The organism is Martinezella dioscoreae, assembly GCF_009176305.1.
GTDB lineage: Bacteria > Pseudomonadota > Alphaproteobacteria > Rhizobiales > Rhizobiaceae > Rhizobium > Rhizobium dioscoreae.
Genome location: NZ_BLAJ01000003.1, coordinates 208,061 through 224,547 on the forward strand (window position 1 = coordinate 208,061; position 16,487 = coordinate 224,547).

The 16,487-nt window shown below is 59.2% G+C and carries 12 protein-coding genes, 1 tRNA gene and 1 pseudogene; 7 read left to right on the plus strand and 7 right to left on the minus strand.

The genetic code is table 11. The features are described 5' to 3' along the window. Positions 1-2: 2 nt before the first annotated feature. The 3 genes from GDN47_RS32325 to GDN47_RS31990 form a co-directional block, all read right to left on the minus strand. A complete protein-coding gene (locus GDN47_RS32325) occupies positions 3-719 on the minus strand; it encodes a hypothetical protein (protein WP_233789910.1) in 717 nt (238 codons plus the stop codon). Further along, complete coding sequence (locus tag GDN47_RS12835; protein WP_152093509.1) at positions 719-1,519, minus strand: TIGR04255 family protein; 801 nt, start codon at positions 1,517-1,519, stop codon at positions 719-721. The genes GDN47_RS32325 and GDN47_RS12835 overlap by 1 nt, the downstream gene beginning before the upstream one ends. 106 nt (positions 1,520-1,625) lie before the next feature. Then, positions 1,626-1,802, minus strand: a complete 177-nt coding sequence (locus tag GDN47_RS31990; RefSeq protein ID WP_173002490.1) for a hypothetical protein — start codon at positions 1,800-1,802, stop codon at positions 1,626-1,628. Between the two features lie 1,927 nt (positions 1,803-3,729). Here GDN47_RS31990 and GDN47_RS12840 point away from each other — a divergent pair. Next, on the plus strand, positions 3,730-4,020 hold the full coding sequence (locus tag GDN47_RS12840) for a hypothetical protein (protein WP_152093510.1): 291 nt from the start codon (positions 3,730-3,732) through the stop codon (positions 4,018-4,020). 213 nt (positions 4,021-4,233) lie between these two features. After that, positions 4,234-5,361: pseudogene (locus GDN47_RS32725) on the plus strand (recombinase family protein); the annotation flags it as partial. A gap of 528 nt (positions 5,362-5,889) precedes the next feature. On the opposite strand, the gene GDN47_RS12855 reads toward GDN47_RS32725, so the two are convergent. From GDN47_RS12855 to GDN47_RS12865, 3 genes are all read right to left on the minus strand, one after another. Then, positions 5,890-5,979: transfer RNA gene (locus GDN47_RS12855), tRNA-Ser, on the minus strand. Between the two features lie 129 nt (positions 5,980-6,108). Beyond that, entirely contained in the window at positions 6,109-7,326 is a 1,218-nt protein-coding gene (locus GDN47_RS12860; protein ID WP_113354064.1) for an NAD(P)/FAD-dependent oxidoreductase, read from the minus strand. A 136-nt stretch (positions 7,327-7,462) separates the two neighbouring features. Next, positions 7,463-8,581 (minus strand): Gfo/Idh/MocA family protein, encoded by a 1,119-nt coding sequence (locus GDN47_RS12865; protein WP_152093511.1) that lies wholly within the window; start codon positions 8,579-8,581, stop codon positions 7,463-7,465. Between the two features lie 233 nt (positions 8,582-8,814). Here GDN47_RS12865 and GDN47_RS12870 point away from each other — a divergent pair, with 233 nt between their 5' ends. From GDN47_RS12870 to iolB, 5 genes are all read left to right on the plus strand, one after another. Further along, complete coding sequence (locus GDN47_RS12870) at positions 8,815-9,687, plus strand: MurR/RpiR family transcriptional regulator (RefSeq protein WP_152093512.1); 873 nt, start codon at positions 8,815-8,817, stop codon at positions 9,685-9,687. A gap of 179 nt (positions 9,688-9,866) precedes the next feature. Continuing rightward, complete coding sequence (locus GDN47_RS12875) at positions 9,867-11,801, plus strand: bifunctional 5-dehydro-2-deoxygluconokinase/5-dehydro-2-deoxyphosphogluconate aldolase (protein WP_113333812.1); 1,935 nt, start codon at positions 9,867-9,869, stop codon at positions 11,799-11,801. A gap of 25 nt (positions 11,802-11,826) precedes the next feature. Further along, positions 11,827-13,677 carry a 3D-(3,5/4)-trihydroxycyclohexane-1,2-dione acylhydrolase (decyclizing) gene (iolD, locus tag GDN47_RS12880; RefSeq protein ID WP_152093513.1) on the plus strand — a complete coding sequence of 617 codons (1,851 nt, stop codon included), beginning with the start codon at positions 11,827-11,829 and terminating at the stop codon, positions 13,675-13,677. Positions 13,678-13,740: 63 nt separating this feature from the next. Further along, positions 13,741-14,658, plus strand: a complete 918-nt coding sequence (gene iolE, locus GDN47_RS12885; protein ID WP_113390069.1) for a myo-inosose-2 dehydratase — start codon at positions 13,741-13,743, stop codon at positions 14,656-14,658. 174 nt (positions 14,659-14,832) lie between these two features. Then, positions 14,833-15,630, plus strand: a complete 798-nt coding sequence (iolB, locus tag GDN47_RS12895; protein WP_152093515.1) for a 5-deoxy-glucuronate isomerase — start codon at positions 14,833-14,835, stop codon at positions 15,628-15,630. Between the two features lie 275 nt (positions 15,631-15,905). Here iolB and tnpA read toward each other — a convergent pair whose 3' ends face one another. Continuing rightward, a complete protein-coding gene (gene tnpA, locus GDN47_RS12900) occupies positions 15,906-16,340 on the minus strand; it encodes an IS200/IS605 family transposase (RefSeq protein ID WP_152093868.1) in 435 nt (144 codons plus the stop codon). Positions 16,341-16,487 lie beyond the last annotated feature (147 nt).

Here is a 16,487-nt window from a genome sequence, read left to right on the forward strand (position 1 = left end):
GTCTACTTGACCTTCAGCTTAACCTTCTTGACGACCTTATTGGGAAGGAAACCGGTGACAGCGTCAACCTCGTCCGGCATGTCCGCGCCGATGCGATCGGTCCAGTGGTCCTGGCGGCCGGACAAGACAGGTTCGACGGGCGACCAACGCGCGGTAGGACGTCCCGCCCCCCTGCCGGTAAGGCGTCTTACGACGGCGAACTCGCCGGACGTCAGCATGTCGCGCACGGTGCGGCCGGCGTACGAGGTGGCGATCAGCCCGGCGTTCTCTTCCTGCGATCCGCGGTCGAAGAACTTCACCGTCTCGTGCAGCCCGGAAATCCGCTTCGCGTTATCGGCCCTGACCGCCGCTCCTTGCGTCCAGTTGTAGACGGTTTGTCGAGTGCAGCCCAGAAACTCGCCGATCTCGTTCCACCCGAAGCCGGTCATCCGCTTGATCTCCGCCAGCATCAGAGGCACGTCGTCAGGGGCGGCAAGCACGGTGGGACTGGCGCTTGCGGCAGTGCCGCGGCGCAGCAGGCCACCGTTGACCATCGGCGTGCCGTGTGTAGGCATCGAACGCAATCCGCCGCTGGTGGACGTCGCCTGTTGCGAAACGACTCCGCATGCGCGACGCAGGGCCTCGAGGCTCTTGTCGTCGACGAGGATCAGACCATAGCCATTGAAGCCGCTAGAGGAACCGTTGCTCCTGAAGCCAAAAGACTTTCTTGCGATGTTCATCAGGCGTCCTTCCCAAAATGCTCCAGAAACTTGTCGTTTACGCACCAGCGGAAGAAGTCGTAGGCGCGGTTGGCGAGAGAAGTTGTAATGCTGGAGATTTCCTCAACCCTGTATTCCAGAAGATTTGATTCGTAGCTAGAGAATGAATCGACGTCGAGAAACCACGACGGAACGTCCTTCGCAGGCATCATCTCCGGATCATGCGATCCGTCGGCGGGAAGTTGTCCCCAACGGGCCAGAACGCCGCCTTCCGTCGTCTCCGCCTCCAGTTCCGAGACCATGTGACGGACCCCTTTCAGCGCCCCGGTGATCTCGTTCATGTGCGGATGCAGCAGTTCCTCGATGCGGAGGCCGTCGACGAGTTCAACCTGATCGACATACCGGATGCCGATGCGGTTGACGTGGCTCGGAGAGATCGTCTCTCCAAGATCCTGCAACAGCGTCCGGAAGCGCTCCGCGAAGTCGTGGCCAGATCCGTATCTCTCTGTCTCCAACGTTAGGAACGTGGGGGTGAGCGACACGCGCCAGACGTTCGACGGATCGATGAAACGCCAGACGGGGTTCGGCGTGACCTGGACGCCGCCGGGGCCGAAGACGAAATGCGGGGTGGCTTCCTGCCGTACCGTCGGATACCGCCGGCGGATCGCCTGCTGGAACCCCGAGACGAACTGGGGATCCGGCGTGACGGTGACGTCCGGAAACCTGACCTGGGCAAGCACCTTCACGAGCGGAGCGTTCTTCAGCGGAACATGATCGACGTGTTTTCCATGCAGGGGATCGAAGTTTTTATTGTGAGTCATGATTTGCCCCTTCCAACTTCATCCACGTTATAGCGATGTAAAGTTACGCGTAAAGTGGGATAATGCACTGCAGGTTTCAACGTTCCGTTAATCGAGCCGCTCAAGCTTAGGCGACCACACCCGTCGTCAAGCTCTGTCGGGCGGCCCAGCGCGCTTTTTTTGCGTCGCCGTTAATCCGGAGCATCGAAAGCTGCAAGCGATCCGCTTCGCGCGGCAGGGCGACCAAGCGCTCCGCTGGGACGACGATGCGTTCGCGCCAGATCATGCTGTAGACCGGGAGCATCACCCGGTCACCAGCCCCTCAACTTCGCAGCCGACCGTAAGCATCCTGCCGACGCCGTCGTTGCCGACCACTGACGGCGGGGGTGGATTGTAGTGCAACGTGCCCTTCACGAGCAGAAGGTCGTTCACGTTGATTGGCTCATATTACATCTGGATCAGCACTTCGCATTGGCTGGGCTGTGGCGGTTCGGGCAGTTGGGCGGCCGACAGCCCTTCGGCCGGCGGTCCGAACTTTTCTATCTTTATTGCGCGCACGTGAGGTTTTTTCTCTGCTTGTCCGAAAGCCGTTGCGGCGGCTGGTCGCGGCGACGACCTCCGGGCGACGGTGTCGGAGAGCAGGACAGGCGACGGCGGCCGGTTCGTACAATCATTCCTAGCGAGGAGCGAACAGTATCTTCGTCTCGCGATCGTGCTCGGGGGGTCCGCCCAGAGACGCCGGGTCGTTCAGCTACTTTGGGCAATCAACCTCCGGATGGACCCCGCTTCTTAAGCGCTTCGCGCGGCCGGCCCTGCTTAATGATTATCCGAGGGCGTTCCGTGTCGCGGTCGGTAGCCGGCAAAACGCACCCCGCGTTGGTACTTCCGACATTGGCTAGCTCGCGCCCCGAGGTCTTCGGACGGTCGCGATCGACGTCATTTTCTTTGCTAGGCATTTGGTACCTCAGGTTAATCAGACCACCAGCGCGACCGTACATCTCGCGATGCAACGTCCACGACGCGCGACTGGCGCTCCCTGTAAACTCCCGAAACCCGAAAGAATTAATGTCGAGCCTTTCAGAGCAGACCATCCAGGTTAACATCGACGATGAACGCTGGGGGAATGTCATGGTAGTGTACGTGGCAAAATCTTGCGGCGTCCAGTCCCGCCTTTAGAGCGACAGCCGACGTCTCGCCCTCGCAGCGTGCGGTCCAGGTACCAGACGCTTCGTCTCTGCGAAATCCGGCCCTTTCGATCAGTCGACGGAGCTTATGACGTTCCATCGGGGTACACGGCGGAACCGCAAAAACAGAGCAGCTATAGAGAGGCTCCTCGTTGCCGTCAGCGATCATATCATCAACACTGGCCTCGCGCCCCTCCCGGAACGCTTGGTTTTGTGCTTTCTGACTATATCTAAGCCGCCAGTGAAAAACGATGAGCGTCATATGGCTACGTTCCCTGCGATGCTCGATCGCCTTCGGCATTTGTCGGTTGACAACAATGAGCAGCCCACCTGCCGGCGTCCGCAACTGATCCGATCTCCACGCAGAAGCGACCGACCAATCCTTTCCGCGGAATTGTCTCGGAATGCCATTCGAGGTGTTCATGCTCGCATTATACGGAAGGTCGCGCGATACCCCGAGGAAGGATTCCCGTTCGACCGTATTTGACACTACAGGGCGTTCTACGAGCCCCTCCATATCTGATATCCGACGTAAGATTTTTCGGCGCCTCGCGGCGCTGGATGCCACAAAGCTCAAAGGACTCGCGCATGCCGGCTCGGTGGCTTCTTCCATACCTATACGTCTTGCGGATTATCTGAAAAATTTCACCATGTCCGCAAAGTGGTCATTTCGCTCACTACATGATCAAAATGTAGAGTGCGCCGATCGATGTCAAGCAGAATTGCGATTCCGCGTCCGCGACGCGTCGGCAGCCCCGATCTTCATGTCGTTGGCCCGATGTTGCTTTGTAACGAGAAAGACTGCGACCGATCAGTCAGAGTGGCCTTGGAAGGATTCGAACGGTTTTTCTAATTGTTGACAACCTAGCCTACTTTTCAGGTATGGATTTCCTGAAACGGAGTCAGACGAAGAATATTCATGTCGTCAGACTCGACATAACGTGGCGACTGTGTCATACCGGCATTACACATCGTTACAGCGCATAGAGACCGGTGAAGCAAACTCGACGCATTGCCGGGAGTGTTCAGTTTTGCCTGGAGATGCATATGACCGGTATCCCTGATGAGGACTCCACCCTCGACCACAGTCGCAAACTTCCGGCAGTAACCCGGCAAAATCAGCAGGCGTCTCTACAAGAGGACGGAACTGGTCGGCCACCAGAAGTGCCTGCGGAGGTCAGCCATGCCTCGCACCTGTCGACGACGATCATAAACCAACGGCCAAACATGGCGAAGTGGCAGGTATTAAACTCCGTCGCGTTACCTCCGCGCGTTACCGAACGGGAGGTCTTTGCCCTGGCCACCATATTGAACCGCAGCTCTTGGTCAAAGTTCTAGGGAGCAACGTCGATGACCAACATCCGCCGGAGATCCGGGCCGAAACAAGTAAGCGTAAATAAGCCGAAACCGAAGAGAGGCAAGAAAGAACAATTGTCCAAGTCGGTACACGTTGAGACGCAGCCGGCCTTGGAAATGCTCTTCAACGATGTCCTGAACCGGCAGGCGAAGAAAGAAAGCGCCGCAGATCGTCGGAGACGACAATCAGCCTCCATGGACGAAACGTCCCAAACGCTTTCAGGTCCGACGCGTGCCGCTCTATACATTCGCGTTTCTGGCGACAAGAGCGTGAAAAGTGATCTTTCGATGCCTGATCAAGAAGCCCAGCTTCGAAAGTTTTGCGACCAGCAGCAATGGGAGATTGTTGCTGTATACTACGAGCCAGGTAGGTCTGCGAAATCCACCGCACGAAAAGAATTCAGAAGAATGATCAGAGACGCCTCTGCTGAAGGCGATCCACCATTCGACAAGATATTGATCCACAGCACGTCCAGGTTCGCTAGATCATCCAGGGATTACTTGATCTTCGAAGCTCTTCTTCATCATCGACGTATCGAGATTTTGGCGATTTCGCAGACCTTCTCGAAGGATGCAGGCGGAATGGTCTCCTTACGCATGACCAATCTGATGGATGAGTTTCACTCGATACGATCGTCGGTAGATTCAACGCGTGCACGCGTCCGAATGGTTGACAAAGGATACTGGCCGGGTGGGGTTCCCCCGCACGGTTACAAATGCGTTCCCTGTCCCGAGAACCGGCAGCGATCCCGTCTTGCCGTTCACGACGAGGAGAGGCTAACGGTCGAGAAAGTTTATTCAATGGCCGTCTACGGAGACGGGAGTGGCCCGCCGATGGGGGTCAAATCAATAGTAGTCTGGCTGAATGAGCACGGGTATCGAACCAGATCGGGATCGCGATGGAGTGTTCAAGGAATTCATAGGATGCTGACCCATTCGATCTACTACGGCCAGTACTTCTGGGGAGTGAACCAAACCGAGCACCAATTTCAGGAAAAATATGAGCCACGTTATCTGCAGGTAGCCCCCATCGTCTCCCGCGGAGATTTTGATAAGGTCCAGCAAATGCTTACGTTCCGGAATCCCCGAAAGTCAGGCGCCAAGCTGGTGAGCAGCCCGCTCTTGCTGTCAGGGATAGCAAGATGCGCCTGCGGCGCGTCTATGACATTAGGCACGGGAACAGGTAAGAAGGGCCGTATCTATCGCTACTACAGATGCAGCAGCGATGCACGGGGTACGAATGTTCGCGCCTCCGCCTCACCAGAGGAGAGGAAATGTAGTCGCCCGCGGGTAGCCGAAGATGACCTAGACTCCGTTGTCCTTGAACAAGTCCGCGATCAGGTGCTCTGCCATGATCGATTGTTTGAGTTGCTGACTCGATTACGGGACCGCGAAATGCTGGCGAGAGAAAAGGAAAATATCCTGGTACCTCAGCTCCGGACGCGTATAGCCGCAGCCGAAAAGGCGCTGACTGGGCTGTTCGCAATTGCTAAACAAGTGCCGTCAATTAGTGAGCAACGCCCTTATCAAGACGATGTTGCCGCAGTGTCGGTCGAGCTCAGAACCGCGAATCAGATGCTCTCAGACTTGCTTCGACGCACCTATGACCACGCCGGGGGCATTACGCCGGAAAGCGTCGATCTATTCCGTAACGACATGCTAGAACTGCTTTTCGGTGAGAACAGAGCGGTCGCAAAAATCTATTTGAGCACGATCGTAGCTGTTGTGATCGTCGGAGAGCGCACCATCGATATCCAAGGTCACATATCCGATCTGGCCTCAGGTGTCGACCACGCCAAACAATGCAGCCTTGGATCATCTGCGTCAGGGGTTCGTACATATGAACGCAGATGGCGGAGAAGATGGGATTCGAACCCACGATACCATTTCTGGTATACTCCCTTAGCAGGGGAGCGCCTTCGACCACTCGGCCACCTCTCCGGTGCGGCCCTGATAGGGCCATTCATTTATCGACGCAAGCGCTTTTTCGCGCTTGTGTACGTTCTTTCCATGATTCAGCAACAGGCGATTGCCGGCCGAACCATGCTCCGGCCGGCTCGAAAATTCACATCAAGCCAGCAGCTGCTTCAAATCCGCGGCCGGGTCGGCAAGGATCTCCCGGGATGGATTGGCGCCGGTTTCCAGCAGCTTTTTGCCGGTCACATAGGCCTTTGCGTCGTTTATCGCGTCGACGGCTATGAAACGACCCTGCTTGAAATACCAGACGGAAGCAGCACCCTCGCGCGCGCCGGGACGCAGAAGCGTCTCGTCGTAACCCAGATTGAAACCGGCGATCTGCAGTTTGACGTCATATTGATCCGACCAGAACCACGGCTTCGGGTCATAGGCCTTTTCGTTGCCGGCTATGATTCCCGCCGCGGCTTCTGCCTGGTCGACGGCATTCTGCACGGATTCGAGCCTGATACGGCCCCCCTCCCATGGCAACTCCACGCAATCACCCATGGCGAAGATTGCGGGATCGGAGGTGCGGGCAAACGAATCGACGACGATGCCGTTGCCGACCTCAAGGCCGGCCTCCTTGGCAAGCCTATCATTGGGAGCAACGCCGATGCCAACGACAACGAAATCGACATCGATGGTAGATCCATCGGACAATTCGGCGGCGGCGACATGGCCGTTGCGACCGATGAGCTGCTTCAGCCCGGTCTTCTCCCGAATGACCACGTCGTGCTTCTGATGGATGGCCCGGAAAATATCGGCCGTTTCCTTGGCCGCCACCCGCTGCAATATCCGGTCGCCCATCTCGATGAGCGTGACCTCAAGGCCGCGATGGCGCGCGACAGCGGCTGCCTCAAGCCCGATATAGCCGCCGCCGATGATAAGCACCCGGCGTCCGGGGCGCATCTCGCCGGCAAGAAGATCGGCATCGCGCTTGTCGCGGGCGAGATAGACGCCTTCGAGCGCGCCGCCGACGGAGGGCGGCAGGCGGCGGGGCGTCGAGCCCGTCGCAAGCGCCAGCGTCTCATAATCCAGCCTGGAGCCGTCCTGCATGACGATCTGCTTTGCGGCACGATCGATCTGCTCGACCCAGGTGGACACACGAATCTCGACATTATTGTCGGCATACCAATGTTCAGGCCGGAACAGCAGGCGATCAAAAGTCATTTCGCCGAGCAGATACTTCTTGGTCAGTGGCGGTCGCTGATAGGGAAGATTCTCTTCAGCACCGACGATGGTGATCGGCCGCGAATCACCCAACCCGCGCAATTTGGCAGCGAGCGCGAAACCCGCCTGCCCGGCCCCGATAATGACCAATCTGCCCGTCACGATCCGTACTCCATTGTTATTATGGCGAGCCCCAGTATGGACGCGCTCGTAGGATTCAGGGGTAACGCCTGCATCCGCAAGCGTCAATCACGACTGACCCTGCGCCCCGGATCGGGAGAAAGTTAGGCCGACAGGCTCAGCCTGATATTTCGACCCAGCGGCGCTCGTGGAAGGATTGCGCCATGGCGTGCACCGATTTCTCGATTCGCAGCCCATCCTTGAAAGCCACGACTGACGCAGCTTCGCCCCCTATGGCTCGGATCAGCTCGCGGCATTCGATGATCTTCAGATCGTTGAAGCCAAGGCCGTGGCCGGGCGCCGGGATGAAGCGGTCATAGGGTTTGTGCGCGGGTGCGGCCAGCACCTTGCGGAAGCCCTGTTCGCTGTCCCTGCCCTCGGCTTGGTAGAGCTCGAATTCGTTCATGCGCTCCTGGTCATAGGAGATCGAGCCTTTGGAGCCGAAGATCTGCAACGCGATCCGTCCCTTGCGGCCCCAAGCGGAGCGGTTGGCCATGAGAACCACGGAAATGCCGCCGCCAAGCCGCATCAGCACATTGGCGAGATCGTGATTTTCGACCGCGCGGCTGCCACCATCCTTCAACGGCCGTTCGGCATAGGGCTTCACCATGTCGGTAATGACGGCTTCCACATGGCCGAACAGGAACCAGAGCAGCGAAAGCGGATGCACGGCGAAATCATCGAGAGCGCCATAACCGGAGGCAAGTTCGCTCTTCCAATAGAATAGGCCGTTCGGATCGGCCATGAAGTCCTCGTCCATCTCGACGCGGACGTGATTGACCGCTCCGATCGCGCCTTCCGCAATCAGCGCCTTGATGTGCCGCATCACCGGGTTCTGGATATAATTGTAGCCGAGAATGGCAACCTTGCCCGAGGCCTTGGCCGCAGCCAGCATGCGTTCGGCATCGCCATAGGATGGCGCCATCGGCTTTTCACACCAGACATGTTTGCCGGCTTCAAGGGCTGCGATCGCCATTTCCGGGTGGAACTGGTTGGGGGTCGTGACCGAGACGACGTCGACTTCCGGATCTGCGATGAGCTCGCGCCAGTCGGCCGTTGCCTTTTCGAAGCCGAATTCGTCGCCGCGCGCCTTTGCCAGATCGGCATTGGCTTCGGCAAGATGCACCAGGCGCGGCCGCGCGACATCGCCGAATACTGTTTTGACCGCATTCCATGCCAGTGCATGGCATTTGCCCATATAACCGGTGCCGATCAATCCAACGCCCAACGGCTTCATTTACCCTTCCTCCTCAAATCCGCTCCCGAAGTTGCGCGATTTTTGGAATATTTAGACCGTTTTGACAAGCACACTCATGGCATCGGCATCTCTTCTGCAGGCAAGAATTCATATTTACACATTTAAAATCATGAACTTAAAATTATTCGTGCCGAACGATTCAAAATCCGGTATCGTTGGAAATATGGAACGTTTGTTTCATTACGGGCATTGGGGGAGCTGAAGGACGGTGCATGGACAACAATATCGAGACGCAGACCAAGGTACCACGCGACTTCGAAAGCCTGCGCAGCACCATTATAGAGCGCAAGAATGCCATGCCGAAGCGGTTGGCCCAGGTTGCCGCCTTTGCGCTCGGCAATCCCGATGAGATCGCCTTCGGCACGACGGCCAGCATCGCCGCTGCCGCCGAAGTTCAGCCTTCCACATTGGTGCGCCTTGCTCATCACCTCGGCTATGAGGGCTTTTCCGATCTTCAGAGCATCTTTCGTGAACGGCTGCGCGACCGGACGCTGAGCTATGAGGAGCGGCTGGTAACGCTCGAACGCTCCGGCATCGAGAACGAAGAGGCCAGCATTCTCTCGGGCTTCCTCTCTGCGGCGAGCCAATCCGTCAACAAGCTCGCCGCAACCATCGAGACCGACACCTTCGCCAAGGCCGTCGACGTGCTCGCAGCGGCCGAGACGATCTATCTCATCGCCAAGCGCCGCTCCTATCCGCTGACGGCACATATGACCTATGCCTTCTCCAAGCTGAACATTCGTCACCAGATCGTCGCCTCGCCGAACGGCATCGACGGCGAGATCACCCGCTTCGCAACGGAGAAGGACGCCGCCATCGCCGCGAGCTTTTCGCCCTATGCCGCCGATAGCCTGGCGCAGGCACAGGATCTCGCCTCGCGCAACGTCCCGGTCATCGCCATTACCGATTCGGCCTTTTCGCCGCTTACCGCTTGCGCCGACTACTGGTTTGAAGTGGCTGAAGCCGATTTTGCGGGTTTCCGCTCGCTATCGGCATCGATGGCGCTGATCATGGCCTTTCCTGTCGCCATCGCCGAGCGCCGTCGAAAAGCTGCGACAAAAGCCGATAAAACGAAAATGGAATAAACATTCCGAATTGACAAAATCTCGGAACCAATGTTTCACTACAACCAAGATCACGGCCGCGGGAGATGGCTGCCAGATCCATAGCAACCGGGACGAAACGAACACCGGCACTTTCAATAACGCATGATCTCGGCGCAGGCTGAAAAGCAAAAGAGGTCATGCTCCGACGGGAGGACATCATGGCACACGACAATTCTGGCGCTGGGCCGGACGCAAAACTCGATGTGATCACCATCGGCCGCTCCTCCGTCGACCTTTATGGTCAGCAGATCGGCTCGAAGCTCGAAGACATCGCCTCTTTCGCCAAATCGGTCGGCGGCTGCCCGGCCAATATCGCCATCGGCACGGCGCGGCTCGGCCTGAAATCCGGCCTTATCACCCGTGTCGGCGACGAGCAGATGGGCCGCTTCATCCGCGAGCAGACCGCCCGCGAAGGTGTGGCCGTCGACGGGATCGCAACAGACAAGGAACGGCTGACGGCGCTGGTATTGCTCGCGGTCGAGGCCGAAGGCGTCTCGCCGATGATCTTCTATCGGTCAGATTGCGCCGACATGGCGCTGAACGAAGACGATATCGACGAAGGCTTCATCAAGTCCTCGGGCGCTGTTCTGGTCTCCGGCACGCATTTCTCCAAGCCCAACACCGAAGCGGCCCAACGCAAGGCGATCCGCATCGCCAAGGCGAACGGCCGCAAGGTGATCTTCGATATCGATTACCGGCCGAACCTCTGGGGCCTCGCCGGCCATGCCGAAGGCTTCGAGCGCTATGTGAAGTCGGATCGCGTGTCCTCCAAAATGAAGGAGACCTTGCCGGATTGCGACCTGATCGTCGGCACGGAAGAAGAGATCATGATCGCCTCCGGCGCCGACGACGTGCTCGGCGCCTTGAGGGAAATTCGCCGTCTCTCGTCCGCCGTCATCGTGCTGAAACGCGGCGCCATGGGCTGCATCGTCTATGAAGGCCCGATTTCGGACGATCTCGAAGCCGGCATCGTCGGCCAGGGTTTCCCGATCGAGGTCTTCAACGTTCTCGGCGCAGGCGATGCCTTCATGTCCGGCTTCCTGCGCGGCTATCTGCGCGGCGAGCCCTTGAAGACCTGTGCCACTTGGGCGAATGCCTGCGGCGCCTTCGCCGTCTCGCGCCTGCTCTGCTCGCCGGAGTATCCGACCTGGACGGAGCTCGATTTCTTCCTGAAGACGGGCAGCAAGCATAGGGCGCTGCGCAAGGACGAGGCAATCAACCACATTCATTGGGCGACGACCCGCCGCGCCGATGAAATCCCGCTGCTGATGGCGCTTGCGATCGACCATCGCTCGCAGCTCGTCAGCGTCTGCGATGAACTGGGCATCGGCCATGACAAGATCGTCGCCTTCAAGCGGCTGGCCGTCGAGGCGGCGGCTCGGGTGGCCGACGGCCGCCCCGGCTACGGCATGCTGATCGATGAGCGCTTCGGGCGCGACGCCTTCTTCGATGCGGCAACCAAGAATTTCTCCTGGATCGGCCGCCCTGTCGAACTGCCGGGATCGAAGCCGCTGAAATTCGAATTCAGCCAGGACATCGGCTCCCAGCTCGTCGAATGGCCGCTCAATCATTGCATCAAATGCCTATGCTTCTACCATCCGGACGATCCGCAAGAATTGAAGGCGGAGCAGCAGGAGAAGCTGCGGACCCTGTTCGAGGCCGCGCGCAAGGTAGGACGCGAACTGCTGGTGGAAATCATCGCCAGCAAGAACGGACCACTGACCGACGATACGATTCCGAGGGCAATGGAAGAGCTCTATGCACTCGGCATCAAGCCGGACTGGTGGAAGCTGGAGCCGCAGGAATCGACGGCTGCCTGGAAAAAAATCGATGCCGTGATCGCCAAAAATGATCCATGGTGCCGTGGTATCGTCCTGCTCGGCCTGGAGGCGCCGGCGGAAGAACTGATCCGCAGCTTCGAGGCGACGCTGGCGGCTCCCTCGGTCAAGGGCTTCGCCGTTGGGCGGACCATCTTCTCCGATGCGGCCCGTGCGTGGCTCTCGGGTGGCATGAACGACGAGGAAGCGATTGCCGACATGGCCGGCCGTTTCCGGCAACTGACGGACGCGTGGCTCAAGACTCGCGGCCTGTGAGAATCTAGCATTTGGGAGGCGCCCGATGGGCAAGACGATCCGATTGACGATGGCACAGGCCGTCGCACATTTCCTCAAGAAGCAGATGACCATCATTGACGGACAGAAGCAGCCGATCTTCGGCGGCGTCTGGGCAATCTTCGGTCACGGCAATGTCGCGGGCATCGGCGAGGCGCTCTATCAGGTGCGCGAGGAACTGCCGACCTTCCGCGCCCACAATGAGCAGGGCATGGCCCATGCCGCCATCGCCTATGCCAAGGCGAGCTTTCGTCAGCGTTTCATGGCCTGCACGACCTCCATCGGTCCCGGCGCGCTGAATATGGTGACGGCCGCCGGCGTTGCGCATGTCAATCGTATTCCGGTTCTCTTCCTGCCGGGCGACGTCTTTGCCAACCGCGCGCCCGATCCAGTGCTGCAGCAGATCGAGGATTTTGGTGACGGCACCGTTTCGGCCAACGACGCCCTCCGCCCTGTCTCGCGCTATTTCGACCGCATCACTCGCCCGGAGCAGATCATGACGGCGCTGAAGCGCGCCATGCAGGTGCTGACCGATCCCCTTGATTGCGGCCCGGTGACGCTTTCGCTCTGCCAGGACGTGCAGGCCGAAGCCTATGATTATCCCGAAAGCTTCTTCGAAGAGCATGTCTGGACGCAGCGCCGGCCGCAGCCGGATGCCGAGGAACTTGCCAATGCCATCTCGCTGATCCGCCGCTCGGAAAAGCCCGTCATCCTCGCCGGTGGCGGTGTTCTCTATTCGCAGGCGACCAAGGAACTGGTGGCTTTCGCGGAAGCGCATGACATTCCCGTCGTCGTCACGCAGGCCGGCAAATCGGCGATCGACGAGACACATCCGCTCGCACTCGGCTCTGTCGGCGTGACAGGCACCTCTGCCGCCAATGCCATCGCCGAAGAAACCGATCTGGTGATTGCCGTCGGCACGCGCTGCCAGGATTTCACCACCGGCTCCTGGGCGCTGTTCAAGAACGAGAAGCTGGCCATGATCGGCCTGAACATCGCGGCCTATGATGCGCTGAAGCACAACAGTCACCCATTGGTGACGGATGCGCGCGAAGGGCTGAAGGCGCTTTCCGCGGGCCTGACCGGCTGGCGCGCACCGGCATCGCTTGCCGAAAAGGCGACGAAAGAAAAGCAGATCTGGATGGAAGCCGCCGCAAAGGCCATGGCGACCACCAATGCCGCCCTGCCCTCCGACGCCCAGGTCATCGGCGCCGTCACCCGCACGCTCGGTGGCGAAAACAGCATTCTGGTCTGCGCAGCTGGCGGCCTCCCCGGCGAGCTGCACAAGCTCTGGCCGGCGACCGCACCCGGCAGCTATCACATGGAATATGGCTTCTCCTGCATGGGCTATGAGATTGCCGGTGGCCTTGGCGTCAAGATGGCGCGGCCGGAGAAGGATGTCGTCGTCATGGTCGGCGACGGCTCCTATATGATGCTGAATTCCGAACTGGCGACCTCCGTCATGCTCGGCCTGAAGATTACCGTCGTGCTGCTCGACAACCGTGGCTATGGCTGCATCAATCGCCTGCAGATGGCGACCGGCGGCGCGAACTTCAACAATCTCTTGAAGGATGCGCGCTTCGAGGTGATGCCGGAGATCGACTTCCGGGCGCATGCGGCCAGCATGGGCGCGATAGCCGTGAAGGTCTCGTCCATCACCGAGCTGGAACAGGCCATCGAGGCATCGAAGAAGAACGACCGCAGCTCGGTCATCGTCATCGACACCGACCCGCTGATCACCACGAATGAAGGCGGCCACTGGTGGGATGTCGCCGTTCCCGAAGTCAGCCCGCGTGCCGAAGTCAACAAGGCTCGCGCCGCCTACGAACAAGCCCGCGCCGCCCAGCGCATCGGCTGATTATTTCCGTCATTTTTCTGGAGGAGCTTCGGCTCCTCCAATAGCTTTTCAAGGAGACCATTGATGAAGGCCAAACTCGGCATGTCGCCCATCGCCTGGTGGAACGACGATCTTCCGGAGCTCAGCGACGACGTATCTTTGGAAGAATGCCTACGCCAGTCGCGCGGCGCCGGCTTCACCGGCATGGAACAGGGCCGGCGCTTCCCCAGCAACCCCGATGAGATGCTGCCGATCCTGCGCGCCGCCGACGTGACGCTCTGCGGCGGCTGGTTCTCGGGCACGCTCGTCAATGAGGAGCTTGCCGCCAACAAGGATCGTATCGCGCCGATGATCGAGCTGTTCAAGGCCGTCAATGCGCCCTGCATCGTCTACGGCGAAGTCGGCCGCTCGATCCAGGGCGATCGTTCCAAGCCGCTCGCCACCAAGCCGCGCCTTTCGGATGACGAGATGAAGGCCTATGCCCGCCGCGTCACCGAATTCGGCGAATGGTGCGCCGAGCAAGGCATGCCGCTTTCCTATCATCATCATATGGCAGCCGTGGTCGAAACCGAGCCGGAACTCGACGCCTTCATGCGCAATTCCGGCGAAGGCATTCCGCTGCTGCTCGATGCCGGTCACCTGGCCTTTGCCGGCGGCGACGTGCTGCGCGCCATCGACAACCACCACGCCCGCATCAACCACGTTCACGTCAAGGATATCCGCAAGTCCATCGTCGACGGGCTGGATCGCAGCCGGCAGTCCTTCCTCGATGCCGTCGCGCTCGGCGCGTTCACGGTGCCGGGAGACGGCTCGCTCGATTTCGGCGCCATCGTCCAGCGCTTCGCCGATTACGGCTATGAAGGCTGGTTCGTGGTCGAAGCCGAACAGGACCCGCGCAAGGCGCCGCCACAGAAAATGGCCGAGATCGGCCATGCCGAGCTGATGCGCGTCATGACGGCCGCAGGCTACACGGTGGAAACCGAAGGCTTTCCCAAGGGATAGCTGGAGCGCTTCCGCTTTTCTTCGAATCGCGAAAACGCTCTAGCTCTTTGTTTTCACGCAATTCCGGACGGAAAACCGCTAAGCACTTTTCCTGGAATTGCTCGAGAGATGAGCGCCCCTCGCCCCATCGAAGGATGGGAAGGGGCGTTCTCCCAAGCAATGGAGGAAGAACCCATGCCCAATCTCAAGGTCAAACCTGACGGCTCCCATGGCCGCGTCACCCATGTCACGCCCGAAAGCGCCGGCTGGACCTATGTCGGCTTCGATCTCCACCGCCTGAAGCCGGGCGAAACCGCTTCGGCCGAGACCGGTGATCGCGAAATCTGCCTCGTCTGGGTTAGCGGCAAGGGCAGCGCCAAGGCGGGTACGAAGGATTTCGGCTCGCTCGGCGGGCGCATGAGCCCCTTCGAAGGCGCACCGCATGCGCTCTATATCCCAGCAGGCTCGAGCTGGTCGGTGACCGCCGAGACCGATCTGGAGCTCGCCGTCTGTTCGGCACCGGGCGGCGGCTCCTATGAGGCCCGTGCCATTCCGCCAGGCACCCATCCCGCGCTCACGCGCGGCAAGGGAACCAACGTCCGCTACGTCAACAATATCATGCCGGAAGATGATGGGGCGGCACATTCGCTGCTGGTCGTGGAAGTGATCACGCCCGGCGGACACACCTCCTCCTATCCTCCGCACAAGCACGATCAGGACGATCTCCCGAACGAAAGCTTCCTTGAGGAGACCTATTACCACCGCCTCAACCCGCCGCAGGGTTTTGGCTTCCAGCGGGTCTATACCGACGACCGGTCGCTCGATGAGGTGATGGTGCTGGAGGATGGCGATGTGACGCTGGTGCCAAAGGGATATCACCCTTGCGCTGCCTGCCACGGCTATGATCTCTATTACCTGAACGTCATGGCCGGGCCGAAGCGCATCTGGAAATTCCATAATGCCGTGGAACACGAATGGCTGCTGAAGTCCTGAGCTGGTGGCGCTGTTCTCAACCATCCGCCCTCGTGCTTCGAGACGGCCCTTCGGGCCTCCTCAGCATGAGGGCTGACCTTTGCACCCAGCCGCTACGGGCTCATTTCTTCATTGCCTCTGCATTGCGATAGCGACGAGCCTGCTCCATCCTCACCCTGAGGAGCGAAGCCTCGAAGGGCGAGGATGGCCACAAGCTCCCGGAAAGTCATGACCTCCACCAGAGGTGGAGGTTTGAAACGCTGCGCTTGAACCGCTAGAAGCGGTATTGTTAGCGCTTAGTAGCTACGATTGAAGAGGTCGGCAAAGTCGGAAGCTTTGTCGGCCTTTTCCTGATGACGGATATATTGTCTGACGACCTGCTCATTGTAGCCCGTCGTCGATACGAAATAGCCGCGCGCCCAAAAGTGATAACCCTTGTAGCGGCGCTTGCGCGCATACTTGTTGGCAACATAAAGGGCTGTCTTGCCCTTCAAAAAGCCGACAATATGCGCAACCGAATATTTCGGCGGGATCGAGATCAACATATGCACATGATCGGGCATCAAATGACCCTCTTCGATCTGGCAGCCTTTCTGCTGTGCCAGCCGACGTAAGAGGTCTCCCAACTCACGCCGTACGTCCCCGTACAGCCTTTTCGTTCGGTATTTGCTGCCAAAAACAATGTGATACTTGCAGTCCCACGTCGCGTGCGAGAGCGTCTGCTCATCCATAAAACCTCCTTGTTCGAAGTCTGGGCCACCCCAGCGGTTCAAGCAGGAGGTCTCTCAACTACCGTGTAGAACTCGTCCAGTCCTCCACCGTAGGTGGAGGCTTATTATCGATATAACAAAGGGCCGCGCCCGAAAGCGCGGCCTTTT

Bases quoted from the DNA above. Each gene is read 5' to 3' on its own strand.
- GDN47_RS32325 (WP_233789910.1), bottom strand. From the start codon at position 719: ATGAACATCGCAAGAAAGTCTTTTGGCTTCAGGAGCAACGGTTCCTCT.
- GDN47_RS12835 (WP_152093509.1), bottom strand. From the start codon at position 1,519: ATGACTCACAATAAAAACTTCGATCCCCTGCATGGAAAACACGTCGAT.
- GDN47_RS31990 (WP_173002490.1), bottom strand. From the start codon at position 1,802: ATGCTCCCGGTCTACAGCATGATCTGGCGCGAACGCATCGTCGTCCCA.
- GDN47_RS12840 (WP_152093510.1), top strand. From the start codon at position 3,730: ATGACCGGTATCCCTGATGAGGACTCCACCCTCGACCACAGTCGCAAA.
- GDN47_RS12865 (WP_152093511.1), bottom strand. From the start codon at position 8,581: ATGAAGCCGTTGGGCGTTGGATTGATCGGCACCGGTTATATGGGCAAA.
- GDN47_RS12870 (WP_152093512.1), top strand. From the start codon at position 8,815: ATGGACAACAATATCGAGACGCAGACCAAGGTACCACGCGACTTCGAA.
- GDN47_RS12875 (WP_113333812.1), top strand. From the start codon at position 9,867: ATGGCACACGACAATTCTGGCGCTGGGCCGGACGCAAAACTCGATGTG.
- iolD (WP_152093513.1), top strand. From the start codon at position 11,827: ATGGGCAAGACGATCCGATTGACGATGGCACAGGCCGTCGCACATTTC.
- iolE (WP_113390069.1), top strand. From the start codon at position 13,741: ATGAAGGCCAAACTCGGCATGTCGCCCATCGCCTGGTGGAACGACGAT.
- iolB (WP_152093515.1), top strand. From the start codon at position 14,833: ATGCCCAATCTCAAGGTCAAACCTGACGGCTCCCATGGCCGCGTCACC.
- tnpA (WP_152093868.1), bottom strand. From the start codon at position 16,340: ATGGATGAGCAGACGCTCTCGCACGCGACGTGGGACTGCAAGTATCAC.